This is a genomic window from Paraglaciecola marina (assembly GCF_004360155.1).
GTDB classification, from domain to species: Bacteria; Pseudomonadota; Gammaproteobacteria; order Enterobacterales; family Alteromonadaceae; genus Paraglaciecola; species Paraglaciecola marina.
Genome location: NZ_SAIS01000001.1, coordinates 170,851 through 187,849, shown reverse-complemented (window position 1 = coordinate 187,849; position 16,999 = coordinate 170,851). Strand labels below are relative to the sequence as shown.

Genomic DNA, 16,999 nt, shown 5'->3' with positions numbered 1-16,999 from the left:
TGAACTTCACTGCTTATGTTTTCTTAGCCGCATATCTTTTAAGTAACCCAGGGATATCTAAAATAAGGGCAATGCCACCATCGCTTGTAATAGTAGCTCCCGCCATACCGGGTGTGCCCTGTAACAATTCATCCAAAGGTTTTATTACTACTTCCTCTTGACCAATCAAAGCATCAACTACAAAGCCAAGTTGCTGGGTACCAATCTGCACTACCACTACATGACCTTTAGATTTATCAAACCCAGCGTTACTTCTATTAAGCCACTCCCCCAAATAAAACAGCGGGATAGCTTTAGAACGAACGATCATGGTTAATTGACCATCCACTGTATTTGTCTTTTCAACATCCATATTAATAATTTCATTTACTGAGCCTAATGGCAGAGCAAATGTTTGCTCTCCAATGACAATCATCAAAGTAGGTAGAATAGCTAGAGTTAATGGGACTTTTATTTCTAAAGTTGTTCCAACCCCCATTTGAGAATCAATACTTACCGTACCATTCAATTGATTAATCTTGGTTTTTACCACGTCCATGCCAACGCCACGTCCTGACACTTCTGATATTTCAGTTTTAGTCGAAAAGCCTGGAGCAAAAATTAGGTTAAACGCTTCAACATCTGTCATTCTAGCAGCGGCATCTGCATCCAATACACCTCTAGAAATTGCAATTTCTTTTAGTTTATCTGGATCCATGCCCTTACCGTCATCAACAATACTTAGAAGAATATGATCTCCTTCTTGTGATGCCGATAATTTAACAGTACCCAAAGTTGGCTTTCCTGCGGCCTTACGCTCATCTGGCATTTCAATACCATGGTCAACAGAGTTTCGGACCAAATGCACTAAAGGGTCTGCTAATGCTTCAACTAGATTTTTATCTAAATCTGTTTCTTCACCTTCTAATTCTAAGGTGATTTCTTTTTTCAAAGTTCTAGCAAGGTCACGTACAACTCTGGGGAACCGCCCAAATACCTTCTTAATTGGCTGCATTCTGGTTTTCATTACAGCGCCTTGCAAGTCACCAGTAACAACATCTAGGTTAGCTATAGCCTTTGACATACTTTCATCATTGACGTTAACTCCTAGACTTAGCAACCTGTTTCTCACTAAAACTAGCTCTCCCACCATATTCATAATTTGATCTAAACGCTTAGTATCAACACGAACTGTTGTTTCACCTTGTACTGGTGCGGCAGGCTTTTTCTCTTCTTTTTTAGCTACTGGTTTACTTGCAGCTTTAGCAGGCGCTTTTGCCTGACTAACTTTAGCTTCAGAATCTTTAGCTGGTGTTGCAGCTTTCTTAACTTCTTTTACAGCTTTATTTTCAGGCTTGGCGACATTTTTCTCGTCAACAGGCCCTTTGCCTTTGCCGTGTAATTCATCTAGTAGTGCTTCAAATTCATCATCAGTAATATCATCACCTGAAGCGTTCGTAGGTGCAGAATTACTATCAGATGATGCTGCTTCTGTTTTTTCTTCGGCTTTGAATTGGCCTTTGCCATGCAACTGATCCAATAAAGCTTCAAACTCATCATCACTGATATCTTCATCACTACCAGTATCCGTTGCATTACCTGCAGGGGGCGCGTCTTCTTTCGACACTGGAGCACCATTTCCATGTAGTTCATCTAAAAGTGCTTCAAATTCATCTTCACTGAAATCATCAGAATCTGCTGATGCCGTGCTCGTTGGCTCTGGGGCCTCTTCAGGAATTTGCTCTACTACTTCTTCAACCACTTCTTCAACCGTGGCCACCTCATCTTCAGATTCGGGCTTACTTAACCTAGTAAGTGTTTCTATAAGAGACTGCTCAGCTGCCACTAAAGGCTCACCAGCTTTTACATTATCAAACATCACGACCACACAATCTGTGGCTTGCAAAATAACATCCATCAATTCAGGGGTAAGCGTTCTCTGACCATTTCGCATAATATCAAAAACATTTTCAGCGCCATGGCATATCTCTACTAACTCAGTTAAAGATAAGAAACCAGCTCCACCTTTAACTGTATGATATCCCCTGAATATCGCGTTGAGTAAATCAGCATCTTCTGGATTGTTCTCCAAGTCAACTAACTGCTCTTGCAGTTGCTCTAAGATTTCACCAGCTTCCACTAAAAAATCTTGTAATATTTCCTCATCTACATCAAACGCCATATTTTCAGTACCCCTAAAACCCTAGACTCGAAAGCAAATCATCGACGTCATCTTGATTAGACGCCACATCTTCTCTACTGTCTGCGTCCAAGATTGGACCTTCAGCCTTAACTTTATCGGCCTTGTTATCAGATTTGTTAGACTTTTCGCTTAGCTGATCATTAGCCTTTAATTCAAGGCCACCAAATATAGTCAACATATCAACTAAACTATCTTCAACTTCTTTAACTAACTCAATCACTCTGCGGATCACTTGACCCGTTAAATCTTGGTAACCTTGAGCCATCAACACTTCTGTTAACAACCCCGTCAGGTTACTCGTACAATCCACACCACTTAACAAAAAGTCATCCATACGCTTTACTAACTCATTAAACTCACCCAATTTAAGCTCTCGTGCCATTAGCTTTTTCCAATCAGGTTGTAAGTTTAAAAAACCAGTGTTTAAGTCTGTTGCAACTGTCATGCAAGAATCCACTAGATCCATAGTTTTATTGGCAGCTTCTTCAGTCGCCTCCATAACATATGTTAACCGGCTCTGTGCGTCTGGAATGCTCTCATTTGCCAAATCAGCAATTCGAGGATCTAGTTGAAAATGATTTAACGAATCATGTAATTGCCTTGTTAGTTTTCCTACTTCTGCAAATAATTCAACTGAGTTATGTTTTCCAGCGTTATCAAGAAGCTCATGGGCTGCTTGGTTATCACCACTTTCAATCAAATTTACCAACTTCTTAGCATCTTCTAAAGAAATTGGTGGTGAACTTACGGTAGTCATACAGTCTCTCCTCGGACTCAGGGAAGCCTGAATTTAACCTAGACGTTCAAAAATTTTCGCCAATTTCTCTTTCAAAGTGGCGGCAGTAAAAGGCTTAATGACGTAGCCATTAACCCCTGCTTGCGCTGCAGCAACAATTTGCTCTTTTTTAGCTTCTGCAGTTACCATCAAAACGGGAATATGTTTTAATTTGTCATCTGCTCTGATAGCTCTAAGTAAATCAATACCTTGCATCCCAGGCATATTCCAGTCTGTTACAACAAAATCAAAAGCAGCTTGTTGAAGCATGGGTAATGCAGTACTGCCATCATCCGCTTCTTGTATGTTTGTAAAACCAAGATCTTTAAGTAAATTCTTGATAATGCGACGCATTGTCGAAAAGTCATCAACAACAAGAATCTTCATGTTCTTATCCAAAAAACACCTCCGGTGAGAATCAAAACCTACTGTTTTGACCCATTTATTATCATTTTAATTTTCCTGTGAACGCCAATACTGCATGCGAGACTTAAGTTTCAACATAGCTTGGCTATGTATCTGGCTAACTCTAGACTCGCTAACATCAAGCACTTCACCTATTTCTCTTAAATTTAATTCTTCATCATAGTACAGAGAGAGAACGATTGCTTCTCTCTCTGGCAAGGTAGTAATGGTATGCGCAAGAGCCTTTTGAAAAGAACCTTGTACTAAATCCTCAAAAGGAGCATCAGATCCTTTTGTTTGCTCGGTCCCAATTACATCCTCGGTTACTCCAAGGTCTTCCATACCAATTATCTTACCAGCATTCACCTCGTTCAGCATTTGATGGTAACTATCAATACTAACTTGCAATTTTTCGGCAACATCAATATCTCTAGCATCTCTGCCTGTAGCTCTTTCTACTTCATTTATAGCTTGAGTGATAGCCCTGCCATTTTTATGAACGGAACGAGGAGTCCAATCACCTTTTCTTATTTCATCTAACATCGAGCCCCTAATTCTAATACCAGCAAAGGTTTCAAAGCTTGCACCTTTACTGCCATCAAAATTCCTAGAGGCTTCTAGCAGTCCGATCATCCCAGCTTGAATCAAATCGTCAACCAAAACACTCGCCGGTAATCTCACCATTAAATGATGGGCGATACGTTTAACCAATGATGCGTGGCGTTCTACCAGATCATTTTTATCGGCCAATTGTTGATAAGCTGAAGCCTTACTACTCACCTGTTGTCATCCATTGCTTTTTTGGTTACCAATTGCTCAAGGAAAAACTCTAAATGTCCGCCTGGTTGATTTGGTATTGGCCAACTAATTGCTTTTTGGGCCAGCCCTCTTATCGCTTTAGCGGCAGGAGCTGCGGGAAAGGCCTCAACAACTGCTTTTTGCTTTCTTACAGACTTACGTACATTTTCATCAAAAGGCACAACAGCAACTAACTCTAGTGCTACATCTAAGAACCTATTAGTCACTTTAGTAAGTTTGGAGAACAACTCATCACCCTCACGTAAGCTGCGCACCATATTAGCTACAATTTTAAAGCGAAAGATCCCGTGTTCTTTATTTAATATTTTTATCAATGCATATGCATCAGTTAACGAGGTGGGCTCATCACACACTACGACCAAAATATCTTGAGCTGCTTTAGAAAAGCTTAAAACCATATCCGATATACCAGCTGCAGTATCTACAATCAACACATCTATCTGAGATTGGAGTTCACTAAAGGCCCGAATAAGCCCTGCATGCTCTGTTGGTGTCAACTCTGTCATTGACTGGCTACCACTAGTCGCAGGTGCAATCTGGATACCGTAAGGTCCTTCTACTAGTACATCGTCTAAAGTACACTCACCCGATAATACATGCGATAAGTTTTTTTCAACCCTTAACCCCAATAACACATCAACGTTAGCCAAACCTAAGTCGGCATCAAGTACCATAACTCGCTTGCCTTGTTGCGCCATTGAAATAGCCGTGTTTAGGGTAACATTAGTTTTCCCTACTCCACCTTTACCGCCTGTTACAGCAATAACTTTAATTAATCTAGATTGATTCATTCTTCTTAGACTACTCGCTTGGTCCTCAATCATATTGCCGCTACTTCACTATTAACTTTACTAGCTCTAGTATGAATTAAAGCATATTTTTTATAAAGCTTCGCTGCGCTTGTTATTAAATGTTTTGTACTGGCTGACTGCAAGTCTTCTGGCACTCTTTGTCCGTCCGCTAAATAACAAATCTGTAATTTGTTTTCTATTGCCACACTTATGGCTTCCCCTAAACTGTAACATTCATCTAATTTTGTCAATATACACCCATGCAAAGAAATCTTCCTATATTCATTTACTGTTTGTTGCATTGCTCGATACTGACAATTGGCTTGTATGACTAAATATTTACGTATGTTAACACATGAATTTTGCTTTATTGTATCTAACTGCTTGATTAATCTTGCATCTTTCTGACTATAACCCGCAGTGTCAATTAATACTAAGCGTTTATTTTTAAATTGATAAAGTAAATCAGTTAATTGACTTGCATCCTGAGCTTGCTTCACAGGGCACCCAATAATTTTACCGTAAGTAGCAATTTGGTCAAACGCACCAATTCGGTAATTATCTAAAGTAATCACCGCAACATTTTCAACTCCATATTTTTTTACAGCTTGAGCCGCTAATTTTGCGATAGTTGTAGTTTTTCCTGTGCCAGTCGGCCCCATTAGAGCAACTACGCCAGGTTGCGATAAAATATCATCCTGTTTGGTTTGTAACTTATTTGCGAGTAACTTTAGAAGAAATAACCAAGCCTGACGCTCATCTGACGATTCAGGTGTATATGAAACCACCTCTTCAGCCAAATTATTTGAAATTCCCATATTATGTAATTTTTCTAATAGATAGCCGTGTAGAGGATGCTGCCTTTGCTTTTCTTGAGCAATTAACCCTGACACCTGGAATTGCAGGATATTTCTTAAGGAAGATAACTCTTGTCTCATTTCTGAAAGTGCATCATTTTGATTATTTGGTCGTTGCTTTTCTGCTCGGCTAGGACTTTGGGGCGTGGACTCTTGTGGTTGGTAAGCTTCTAAGGCCTCAGTTTTTTTACTGGCAGACTGGGATTGCTTTTCTAATAGAGCTTTTAAACTATCGGGAGCAGTATCACCAATAATCTCACTTAAAGAGGGGATTTTATTGGTTGATTTTAGATTGGCTTCATCATTGCTATTTTTACTAACCAACTGAGCATCAGGCTCTTTGTCATATGCAGCAACAATCTCTATACCATCAGCATGCTTTTTGTTTGACATGATTACCGCATCGCCACCTAACTCGTCTTTAACTTGTTTAAGTGCTTCTCGCATGTCTTTGCCATAAAATCGTCTAATCTTCACATTTCCCCCTTTAGCTCATTAATCCGATATTTAACCGTCAGATTATTGACCTACTGCACTTACAATTTTAATTTGTTTGTCATCTGGAATTTCCTGATAGGACAAAACGTGTAATCCACTCACAGAATGTTTCAAAAACTTAGACAGCACAGGCCTGAGCATACCTGAAGTCAGTAAAACTGCTGGTTCACCAGCCAATTCTTGTTGCTGTGAAGCCTCATTCAATGAGCTTTGAAGTTTTTCTGCTAGGCCTGGTTCAATACCAGCCCCATCAGCACCACCAGCTTGTAAAGACTGGTGCAACATCTGTTCCAACTCAGGCGCTAGAGTGATCACTGGGATTTCCATTGTGCCGCCATTTATTTCTTGAACAATCAATCTCTTAAGAGCAATTCGGACTGCTGACACTAGTACATCAGGATCTTGGCTTTTGGGTCCGAATTCACACAAAGTTTGCACTATACTTCGCATATCTCTAATAGGTACACCCTCATACAACATAGTTTGTAGAACTTTAACCACTGTACTCAGGGGTAAGATATCGGGTACTAAGCCCTCCACTAATTTAGGGCTATTTTTAGCTAACATATCTAACAATTGCTGTACTTCTTCATGCCCTAACAATTGGTATGCATTATTAGTTAATAACTGACTCAAGTGCGTTGCCACTACAGTTGCGGCATCCACTACTGTATAACCAAGGGTTTGCGCATGCTCCCTTTGGTTTGCTCTAATCCATACAGCATCTAACCCAAAAGCGGGATCTTTTGTTACTTTACCTTCAAGCTTTCCAAAAACCTGTCCCGGATTAATAGCAAGTTCATCATCATGACTTATTTCGGCTTCACCTACCGTGACACCCAACATAGCTATGGTGTAATTATTTGGACTTAAATCTAAGTTGTCACGGATATGTACTGGTGGGATTAAGAAGCCCAACTCTTGAGATAATTTCTTCCGCACCCCTTTAATACGGTTTAATAACTCACCTCCTTGGGCTTTATCAACTAAAGGGATTAAACGGTAACCGACCTCTAGTCCAATGGTATCAACATGTTGAACATCATCCCATCCCAATTCTTTTACTTCAGCGGGTTGCTGATTTTGCTCTGGTAAGTTACTAACTGTCTTAGGCTCATTTGCAATTTTTTGTGCTCGCCAATAGTTATAATAGGCGTATCCACCAACAACAGCGCTAAACCCTAAAAAAGCGACATGCGGCATACCTGGAACTATTCCCATCACAAATAAAACACCAGATGTAATATACAGGGCCTGTTGGTTTCCAAGCTGTTTACTTAATTCTGACCCCATTTCCTGTGAGTCATTTTCTCGAGTAACTATAATAGCGGTTGCAACTGAGAGAAGTAGTGAAGGAATTTGAGCTACCAGGCCATCCCCAATTGTTAATAAAGTATATATTTCAATTGCCTGCCCAAAACTTAAGTCATGTTGGATCATGCCAATAAAGAGCCCACCGACTATATTGATCAACATAATAAACAAGCCAGCTACAGCATCACCTTTTACAAACTTCGACGCACCATCCATAGAACCATAAAAATCAGCTTCGCTAGTGATTTCAATACGGCGCTTTCTAGCTTCATCTGAATCAATAAAACCAGCATTCAAATCAGCATCTATAGCCATTTGCTTACCAGGCATAGCGTCTAAGGTAAATCTAGCACTCACTTCTGATATACGGCCAGCACCTGCAGTGACTACTTTAAAATTAATGATTAGCAAGATAGCAAATACCACTATACCAACCGCATAGTTTCCGCCAATGACTACTTCACCAAATGCTTGAATAACTTTACCTGCTGCGTCTCCACCTTCGTGCCCTTCAAGTAATACTATTCGCGTAGAGGCAACATTTAATGCTAACCGTAAAACGGTGGCGATTAACAACACTAAGGGGAAAATCCCAAAATCAACGGGCTTCTTAGTAAACACTGAAACCAAAATAACAACCAGAGAAAGTGCGATATTGAAGCTGAACAAAATATCTAATAAGAACGCGGGCATAGGTAAAATAACCATCCCCATAATAGCCAATAATACAATTGGCGCGCCCAAACCTGATGCCGCGGTTTTAAGATTATTTTTGTTAAATCTATTTAGGTAAGGAGTGAGTTCCATAAACGAAATATTGACGCTTCTACTTGTAATCTATGAGTTATTTACACAAAAGCAACTAGTGCGCCAAAATTCGAATATACCCTAAATTTTAGTTTATCTTCGTAATTCTGGTGGAATAGGCAGATTAGACTTGAGAGGATTAGGTCGCTTCCCTTTACCTTGTTTAAAGGCTTTCAATTGATATACATAAGCCAGCACTTGAGCAACCGCCATAAATAACTTTTCAGGAATTTCGTGGTCAGCCTCTGTTGAATAGTAAATAGCCCTAGCTAGGATGGGAGACGCCACAATGGGTACATCATGAGCTTTAGCAATTTTACGTATATGCATGGCCATTTCATCTACACCTTTCGCTACAAGTGTTGGGGCTCTTGTACCTAATTGGTCATATTTCAGAGCAACAGAGAAATGAGTTGGGTTTGTCACCACCACATCAGCATTGGGCACTTCTTGCATCATTCGATTGGCCGCAGCCTGGTATTGTAATTTACGAATACGATTTTTTACTTGTGGATCACCGTCAGAGTTTTTCCGTTCGTCTTTAACTTCCTGCAGCGACATTTTCATTTCTTTATTATGTTTAAAGCTTTGATAAGGTACATCGAAAACTGCAATGGGTATCAGTGCACAACACATGAGTAGAAAAGCCCAAGCAATAAGATCAAGCGCATGAAATATATTCTGGGGGTAAAGCTCTAAATCTAAATGTAACGCTTCATCTTGAAAAATAATAAGCGATATATAAGCCATGGTGGCCACTACCAAAAATTTTGCAATCGCTTTAAATAGTTCGACAATACTATTCATACCAAACATACGCTTTATCCCAGCAATAGGACTAATTTTACTCGCTTTTGGCGAGGCTCCCTGCCATGTAAAGTTATACCCGCCTAGGGCTATATTCCCGTAGATACCTGCGACGGTGACAATCAGCATATAGAACAAAACTGGAAAACTTATGGTTTCTATCGCAAACCCCCAGACCTGAAACATGTGTTTAAAATCATAAGTCTCATCTCGAGATAATGTAAAAGTTCGACGTGTGACTTCAAAAACAGCACTGGCAATTTGCGCTCCTATCATCAAAAAAGCGATGGCACTGGCCACTAATACTAGAGTGGTTGATAATTCTCTAGACCTTGCAACTTGTCCTTTTTTTCGGGAGTCCTCAATTTTTTTGGAGGTGGGGTCTTCTGTTTTTTCATTTGCATCAGCCATAGCTTTCCTCCTTTAAGAACACACTAAAACCAATTGGCACATAGTAGTTTGTGCACGGTTCCACAATAACTCAAAGTGGTGTGTTAAGTTCCCTAGCGTTAACCACATAATGAATAGGCCCATAATCTGTGCAATAGAGAAGCCAATGCTAAAAATATTTAACTGCGGGGCAGCTTTCGTCATTACCCCAAAAGCTAAATTAACAATGAGTAACGAAACAATAGGAGCTAAAGACAAGGTCAGTGCGGAAACAAACATCCAACCAGCCCAATGGGCAATCTCTTTAAACTGCTCGGGTGAGAACCACGCCTCCCCAATAGGAAAAGCCTCGAAACTCATTACGACCATTCTAATCATGGCTAAGTGCCCATCCAAAGACCAAAACAGTAATGTCGCTAATATTAAGTAGAATTGCCCAACAGCTGGTACATTAATGCCATTAACAGGATCGACAATGGATGCAAAACCTAAACCGGTTTGCATAGCCACAATTTGCCCAGCTAATACAAAAGTATTCAATACCATGTTTGATAAGAACCCTAAGGCAATACCAATTATTAGTTGCTGAATCACTAATACAAAAGTCCCCACCGAAAATACTTCCACAACAGGAACAGGAGGAATAACAGGCATGATGATTAAGGTAAGAAATAGCGTCAATAAAGCTCTTGTGGTGGGCGGTACACTTTGAGCACTCAAACCAATCATGGAAGCAAACATACCGGATATCCGCATAAACGGTAGCAGTAAATCTGCTAAATATTGGGTGATAGTAGAAGTAGCGAATTCCACGATTTAAATACTACCTTCTATACTCATTAAAATTAACCAACCACTTCAGGTATACGTTCAACCATAGTAAAAGTGAAGTCCATCAACTTCTGCACAAGCCAATGTCCTCCCCAACTTAAGGCTAACAAGGTCACAATCAACCTAGGCAAAAAACTCATTGTTTGCTCATTAATTGATGTGGCTGCTTGAAATACAGCCACAATTAAACCTACAAATAAGCTAGGTAAAATAATAACCGACACCAACAAAATCACCATTTGGAGTGCTTCTTTTAAAATCTCTACGAATACCTCAGGACTCATCAAAATACTCCATTATGCTTACAAGGATTGACATTGGTCACCCCATTCCAAAGCTATTAGCTAGAGTTCCAAATATAAGATTCCAACCATCTACTAGCACAAATAACATTAGCTTAAATGGCAGAGATACAATCATAGGAGACAACATCATCATACCCATGGCCATTAAAATAGACGCCACCACCAAATCCAAAATCAAGAAGGGTATAAACAACATAAAGCCAATTTGAAAGGCGGTTTTTAGCTCACTGGTCACAAAAGCGGGGATTAGTACATTCATAGGGACATCTGCGGGATCTTGAAACTGACCATCCATACCGCCTATTTGCACAAACGTTTCTAAATCTTTAACCCGAGTCTGTGCCAACATAAAAGCCCTTAATGGCTGTTTACCGATTTCATAAGCTTGGATAGACGTAATCTCTTCATTTAGGTATGGCTGAAGAGCTGTTTCATTTATTTTCTCAAAAACTGGAGCCATGATGAACATAGACAAGAATAAGCTAACGCCAATTAATATCTGATTTGAAGGAGACTGCTGCAAACCTATAGCTTGCCGTAAAATAGACAAGACGATAATAATTCGCGTGAAAGACGTCATCATCATCACAAAGGCTGGCAATAAACTGAGAGCTGTCATGATTGCCACAACTTGCAAGGTCATGGTGTAATCTTGAGTCCCATCAGGATTATCAGTAAGCGTTAACGCCGGAATACCTGGAGCACTATAGACAGAAAAACTAAAGGCACCCAACGCCAAAACCAGCAAAATCCTTAGCCCATTTTTATTCATGGCATGTCTCCTTGCTTAGGTGTGTTTGGCTCAGTAGTTTTGGCTTGTTGGCTATCAGCTATCGCAGGACTGAGCTTTCCAGCCATGAACAAGGCTAACTTACCCTTAAACTTATCGTTACCCGTTGCTGAATCATCAGGTAAAGGCTGACTAAGTTTAGCTAGATGATTAATGTTGTGGGCGGTTACCCCTACTAAATGTTGTTCATTGCCCACTTCGATCACCATCACTCTTTCTCTTGTGCCGGCCATCATTGAAGCAACTACTTTTAAGTTTGATGAACCAGACTGAGTGACGTTAAACCGTCGCATTAGAAAGGCAATCACAAAAACCACGCCTACAACAAGCAATAAAGAGAGGAAAATTGACAGTATAGATGAGGGATTTGTGAGGTCTTGCGCTGCTGAAAACGCTCGATTAGAGAACAATAAAAATGGGCCAAGCATACGCCAAGCCCATGTTTTACATGTGTTTTTTTTACCTAAGCTTTTTGATTCTTTCCAATTGACTAATAACATCTGTTAAGCGAATACCAAATTTGTCGTTGACCACTACTACTTCTCCATGAGCAATCAACGTGCCATTAACTAAAACATCTAATGGCTCACCTGCTACGCGGTCTAATTCAACAACAGATCCTTGGTTTAGCTGTAACAAATTACGAATACTTATATTACTCCTGCCTACTTCCATAGAAATAGTGACAGGTATATCCAATATGGTGTCGAGCTTACGTTTTTCCTTAGGCGTAATTTCTCTATCTTCATCAAACTCGTCAAGCTCTGCGACTTCAGCGGCTAAACCAAAATCGTCTTTAGCTTCTTCATCTTTTGCCTCTTCATCTGCTTGCTCAGCCATAGCCGCAGCCCAATCATCTAAACCATCTTCTTCACTCATTTTCTACTCCATACTCGATTCGATGACACAGACTTACCAATCATCTTCGAGGGTTTGCAGTTCGGCGTCGTTATCGATGCGACGTCCACCTTTAGTTAACAATTGCAACTCAGACTTAACTGAAGTCGGTCGCGGAATTTTTTCTATTATTTTAAGGGCAAGACTTTCTCTTGATTGACCCATTTTTGCCCTAAATGTCGGTAATTTTTCAATCATAACGGTAATATGCTCTGGCATTTCGATGGGGATAATAAGACCCGCTTCAAAATCCATTACCTCTTCCAACGTCATATCGATATCCATCATGTGCGTTGACAGTTCAACTTTTACATCCATGATTTCATCACGTAACGCTTTACTCCACCTTAAATCTGTATCTTCTTTGTCACTTTGTACACCAGCGTCTAATAACTCTCGAATGGGCTCTAACATTGAATATGGCAATGACACATGAAAATCGCCTCCACCACCATCAAGTTCAATATGGAAAGAACTTATTACTACTACCTCTGTTGGGCTAACGATATTGGCCATAGCGGGGTTAACTTCGGAATCAAGATATTCAAAGGATACATCCATTACTGGTGCCCATGCTTCTTTATAATCTTCAAATATTAACTTAAGCAACATTTGAATGATTCGCCGTTCGGTAGGCGTAAACTCCCGACCTTCTATCTTGGCATGATAACGACCATCACCTCCAAAAAAGTTATCAACCAAAATAAACACTAGCCTAGCTTCCATAGTGATCAAGCCAGTCCCTTTTAATGGGCGAAACCTAACCATGTTTAAACTTGTCGGCACAAATAAAGTATGGATATATTCTCCAAACTTAGTCATCTGAATACCATTAATCGATACTTCAGCTGAACGGCGCATCATGTTAAAAAGACTCACCCGCATGTGTCTAGCAAACCGTTCATTGACGATCTCTAGTGTTGGCATACGGCCTCGGACGATACGATCTTGCGAGGAAAAGTCATATTCCATCGCAGACCCTTCGGATACGCTTTCGGAAACGTCCTCTTCTTCAACGTCATCTACTCCATGAAGTAGCGCGTCAATCTCGTCTTGGGATAATAAATCGCTCAATCTTACTCTCTCATTTAATCAATGCCATTTACTGCATTACGAACCCAGTAAACAAAACTTCTTCCACAATTTGATTACCAGTTAAATCAGCCATAATTCTTTGTACTTCTTTTAAAGCATTAGCTCGAATAGCAGTTTTACCGGCCTCTGTAGCTAAATCATCTGCATTAGCAGTACTGAAAGATGTTAATAATGTGCCTTCAATTAAGGGAATGTGCATTTTTACTTGCTCTTCGTTATCAGAGCCACGCATCATCAATTGCACCTTAATTTCTACATATCTATCCCGAGTTGCACCAGGGGCATTAAAGGTAAACGGCCTTGGCATTGCTACATATAAAGCCGTACCCGTTTTAACCAATGATGTATTGGCAGACGCTGCGTTATCAGTACCTTCAGAGCCTGCTACCGCTGCTCCATCTTCAACTACAGGCGCAGGCTCTTCAGAGCCCATTAAAAAATAATAAGCGGCGCCACCACCAATTATCAGGACAACCACAGCAATGATAATGATCATCAGCTTGCTTTTTTTGCCCCCCTCTTCCATCTGTAACTCTTCTTCAGCCATTCTGCTCTCTCAAATTAAACAACATTCTGCCTATTATCATGTTCAAATAAAATTTGGCAACGTGCTTTACACTTTTAGTATCCGATTACACAAAATAATCTATTCCACCTAAAGCCCCATTCACAACATTTTGTTGAGATAACATAGTCTCAGGCACTTCAAGCTCTTCTATACCTTGCTCAGATCCGCCACCATTCCCGGCGAGCTCACCTTGTTCTTGTTGTTGACCATTGCTTTCTTGGCGTACTGATGATTGCCCTAATTCTATACCTTTATCAGCCAACATTTCTCGTAATCTCGGCGTTGCTGAATCCATGGCGTCCCGTGCATGGTGAGACTGCACCACGAAATTGACGGTTGCAGAATCTCCAGACATTGCGACTTTAACATGTACTGAGCCTAGCTCTGCTGGATCGAGACGAATATCTGCTACTAAATTCTTGGTATTGACCATCCAGCGAACCTTTTCAGCTAATTGTTGATGGCCTTCAGGTTTAGTAATATTAATCGCTTTATCATACTTAGTTTCTAGCTGATTTAGCTGCACTTGTTTGCTTTGCTCACCTTGAATTTGTGCAACGTCTCTAGCATGATTATTATAAGATTGGTTTTGATTATGCTCTAAAGCTTGACTAAGGGTGCTAGCAAAATCTATTACTTGGGACACGCTGTTAACTGTCATATCAGAGCTCAATGCAGTTTTGTTCACCACACTCTGGTCAGATACTTTAGTAGCAGCTTCAGCAATTAATGCCTTTAAATCTATGCCAGGCTCCCGTCCCTGTGCGAGTTGGCTTTTAAATTCTTGTAACCCAGTTTTTAATGCAGCAACAAACTCCTTAGAGGCTAGTTCACTTGCTGGGGCAAGATCCGCAATCAAAGTCGATACTGAGCGTTGTGCTGCTAACTGGTTTTGTTCCGATAACGTGGCATCACTTACCTTTTCTTGCTCAATTACACGACTGCTAATATTCTCTAGGACTTTATTTAATTTAGTATCAGGTAAATCAAGTAAAGCTTTCACTTCAGAGTGTTTATTTTCATTTGGTGAAATTATGCTATTTACTATGCTCACCACTTCAGGTGCAGTATCAGTAGCTGATTCAGCCAGCTCGTTATCAAGACCAGTAGCCGTCACTATTTCGCCTATTTCAGAAGACTCAATTTCTTCCTCAGCTATTATATTGCCGGTTAAGTCGGCAACAATTGCTTGTTCAGATCCCGAAACTAGCAGTTCTGCGTTATCTGTTTCAGCCATGATTGATGGCTCATCGAGGTTAAGTTCCCCATTATCTTGCAACAACTCAATTAAAAGAGACTTATTCACATCCTTGGTTAAATCTGGGAGTTCCAGAGCATCGAGACTTTCAGCGGGTAATATGTCTAGGCTTGCTTTTAGGTTATCTGCATTAACTAATGAATCATCTGTTGGAACTTCATCACCTAAAGAATCAAGAATTTTAGTTACTATTTTATTAAACTCGTCTTTATTAGGCGCTTTTTCTAATTGCCCCATTATTTTCTCTGCTAAAAGCTGACTACTTTTCACCTGGCTCGTATCGTCAGACTCTAAGTTGGAAAGGTCTAGTGTCTCTAAGTTAGTTTCTACCTCAGCCAAACTGATATCTGAGCCATGGGCAGAAGTATTCGTTAGAAGGTCAGATAATGCTTGCTGCTCTCCTGATAACTTAGTTGTTAACTCTTTTGTGTCCACCTTTAACTCAGCCTGACCTTGATTCAAACCTTGCAGGTTATCTACTAAGTTAACCCACTGTTGCAGGTCTATATTTTCTAACTCGGTATCTAAGTCACTTTCCAAGATAATGTCAGAGCTACTAATCGATTTAGAAACATCAATATTTGCATCTCTAGGGATAACATCATGTTCGCCTTTATCTGATGATTTAACCTTAATATCATCATGGCTCTCAATTTTCGGTTGCGGCTTTGTAGGCTTATCAGATTCGTACTTTTCTTTGGCTAAGCTCGCTGCCGAATCTTCTATTTGAGCGTTACTACTTGATTGCTCTTTATTGGGTTTTGAGGGGCTAATTTCAGTGGGCTTTTCTTTACTTGAAGTTGAACTTTTTGTTGCCGCGTCTTTAATAGAGCTAACAGACTTCTCATGCTTACTTAGGCTATTTTGTTGATCTTTTAGTAATAAACCAAACTGTTCTTTCATCGCTGACTCTTGCTGGCCGCTTGTTTCAGCGCCTATGGCAAAAGCGGCAAGTTCTGATTTAGCTGTGGCAACTTGTTGCATCATTGTAACGTCCTTAACCTCATAGTACTGGGTCACCCCATAGTCATTTAACTTATATTTTTCAGCACGTTACAGCAATTATCGAACTAAGCCCTGTAACTCTTAAATGTCTTATGGGTAAAAATAAATTAGTGCTCAAACTAGATAGAGCAAGGAGTATTCCAATTTATAAAATTGTGCTAATTACTTGCGGAGGTATTTTTGTAGAGACATTTCATCAAGCATTATTTGCTCTTGTCGGTCTTCTCGTTTTTGCTTTGCTATTTGTTGCTTTTCTAAGAGCATTTCAACAGCTTTACGTTTGCGTTGTTGTTGTAACCATTGAGCACGTCTTTGATCAGCTACAACAAGGGCTTTATTTAAAGCTTGAACTTGCATTTCACATGCCTTGTCTAACTTACCTATAAACTGGTGATGCTGCCCAAAAGTTAAACTACCTATACCTTGTTTAGCCTTTTGTTGAACTTGTCTTAAATAATCTAAGCGATAATTTTCTAAACCTGATAATTTTTGCTTATTATTCTGGGCAAACTGCTGCGCCTGGCGAAAATCTTCAACCATCTTTTGCTCTTTTTGTCGCTCCCATTCAGCCACGATATCTAGTTGAGAGTTAGCCATTAAAGTAA

At 40.0% G+C, this 16,999-nt stretch carries 17 protein-coding genes; all 17 read right to left on the bottom strand.

The window, feature by feature from the left end:
- Nucleotides 1–13 precede the first annotated feature (13 nt).
- Nucleotides 14–2,161, bottom strand: coding sequence for a chemotaxis protein CheA (locus tag EOK74_RS06910; protein ID WP_133469259.1), 2,148 nt, complete (start codon nt 2,159–2,161; stop codon nt 14–16).
- A 13-nt stretch (nt 2,162–2,174) separates the two neighbouring features.
- Nucleotides 2,175–2,939, bottom strand: a complete 765-nt coding sequence (locus EOK74_RS06905) for a protein phosphatase CheZ (protein ID WP_133469258.1) — start codon at nt 2,937–2,939, stop codon at nt 2,175–2,177.
- Nucleotides 2,940–2,972: 33 nt separating this feature from the next.
- On the bottom strand, nt 2,973–3,356 hold the full coding sequence (cheY, locus tag EOK74_RS06900; RefSeq protein ID WP_133469257.1) for a chemotaxis response regulator CheY: 384 nt from the start codon (nt 3,354–3,356) through the stop codon (nt 2,973–2,975).
- Between the two features lie 54 nt (nt 3,357–3,410).
- Nucleotides 3,411–4,142 carry an RNA polymerase sigma factor FliA gene (locus EOK74_RS06895; protein ID WP_133469256.1) on the bottom strand — a complete coding sequence of 244 codons (732 nt, stop codon included), beginning with the start codon at nt 4,140–4,142 and terminating at the stop codon, nt 3,411–3,413.
- The gene (locus EOK74_RS06890; protein WP_133469255.1) at nt 4,139–5,005 is read right to left on the bottom strand and encodes a MinD/ParA family protein; all 867 of its coding nucleotides are present in this window, start codon (nt 5,003–5,005) and stop codon (nt 4,139–4,141) included. The genes EOK74_RS06895 and EOK74_RS06890 overlap by 4 nt, the downstream gene beginning before the upstream one ends.
- Nucleotides 5,002–6,306 carry a flagellar biosynthesis GTPase FlhF gene (flhF, locus tag EOK74_RS06885; protein ID WP_133469254.1) on the bottom strand — a complete coding sequence of 435 codons (1,305 nt, stop codon included), beginning with the start codon at nt 6,304–6,306 and terminating at the stop codon, nt 5,002–5,004. The genes EOK74_RS06890 and flhF overlap by 4 nt, the downstream gene beginning before the upstream one ends.
- A gap of 42 nt (nt 6,307–6,348) precedes the next feature.
- Nucleotides 6,349–8,448 carry a flagellar biosynthesis protein FlhA gene (gene flhA / locus EOK74_RS06880; RefSeq protein WP_133469253.1) on the bottom strand — a complete coding sequence of 700 codons (2,100 nt, stop codon included), beginning with the start codon at nt 8,446–8,448 and terminating at the stop codon, nt 6,349–6,351.
- 93 nt (nt 8,449–8,541) lie between these two features.
- Entirely contained in the window at nt 8,542–9,666 is a 1,125-nt protein-coding gene (flhB, locus tag EOK74_RS06875) for a flagellar biosynthesis protein FlhB (protein ID WP_133469252.1), read from the bottom strand.
- Between the two features lie 12 nt (nt 9,667–9,678).
- Nucleotides 9,679–10,458, bottom strand: coding sequence for a flagellar biosynthetic protein FliR (gene fliR, locus EOK74_RS06870; protein WP_133469251.1), 780 nt, complete (start codon nt 10,456–10,458; stop codon nt 9,679–9,681).
- A gap of 32 nt (nt 10,459–10,490) precedes the next feature.
- Complete coding sequence (gene fliQ, locus EOK74_RS06865; protein ID WP_133469250.1) at nt 10,491–10,760, bottom strand: flagellar biosynthesis protein FliQ; 270 nt, start codon at nt 10,758–10,760, stop codon at nt 10,491–10,493.
- A 37-nt stretch (nt 10,761–10,797) separates the two neighbouring features.
- On the bottom strand, nt 10,798–11,553 hold the full coding sequence (gene fliP, locus EOK74_RS06860) for a flagellar type III secretion system pore protein FliP (RefSeq protein ID WP_133469249.1): 756 nt from the start codon (nt 11,551–11,553) through the stop codon (nt 10,798–10,800).
- Complete coding sequence (gene fliO, locus EOK74_RS06855; RefSeq protein WP_133469710.1) at nt 11,550–11,999, bottom strand: flagellar biosynthetic protein FliO; 450 nt, start codon at nt 11,997–11,999, stop codon at nt 11,550–11,552. The genes fliP and fliO overlap by 4 nt, the downstream gene beginning before the upstream one ends.
- 31 nt (nt 12,000–12,030) lie before the next feature.
- The gene (gene fliN / locus EOK74_RS06850) at nt 12,031–12,450 is read right to left on the bottom strand and encodes a flagellar motor switch protein FliN (protein WP_133469248.1); all 420 of its coding nucleotides are present in this window, start codon (nt 12,448–12,450) and stop codon (nt 12,031–12,033) included.
- 33 nt (nt 12,451–12,483) lie between these two features.
- The gene (gene fliM, locus EOK74_RS06845; protein WP_133469247.1) at nt 12,484–13,542 is read right to left on the bottom strand and encodes a flagellar motor switch protein FliM; all 1,059 of its coding nucleotides are present in this window, start codon (nt 13,540–13,542) and stop codon (nt 12,484–12,486) included.
- Nucleotides 13,543–13,570: 28 nt separating this feature from the next.
- Entirely contained in the window at nt 13,571–14,110 is a 540-nt protein-coding gene (gene fliL / locus EOK74_RS06840) for a flagellar basal body-associated protein FliL (RefSeq protein WP_133469246.1), read from the bottom strand.
- A gap of 85 nt (nt 14,111–14,195) precedes the next feature.
- Nucleotides 14,196–16,376 carry a flagellar hook-length control protein FliK gene (locus EOK74_RS06835; RefSeq protein ID WP_133469245.1) on the bottom strand — a complete coding sequence of 727 codons (2,181 nt, stop codon included), beginning with the start codon at nt 16,374–16,376 and terminating at the stop codon, nt 14,196–14,198.
- Nucleotides 16,377–16,556: 180 nt separating this feature from the next.
- Nucleotides 16,557–16,991, bottom strand: a complete 435-nt coding sequence (gene fliJ / locus EOK74_RS06830) for a flagellar export protein FliJ (RefSeq protein ID WP_133469244.1) — start codon at nt 16,989–16,991, stop codon at nt 16,557–16,559.
- Nucleotides 16,992–16,999 lie beyond the last annotated feature (8 nt).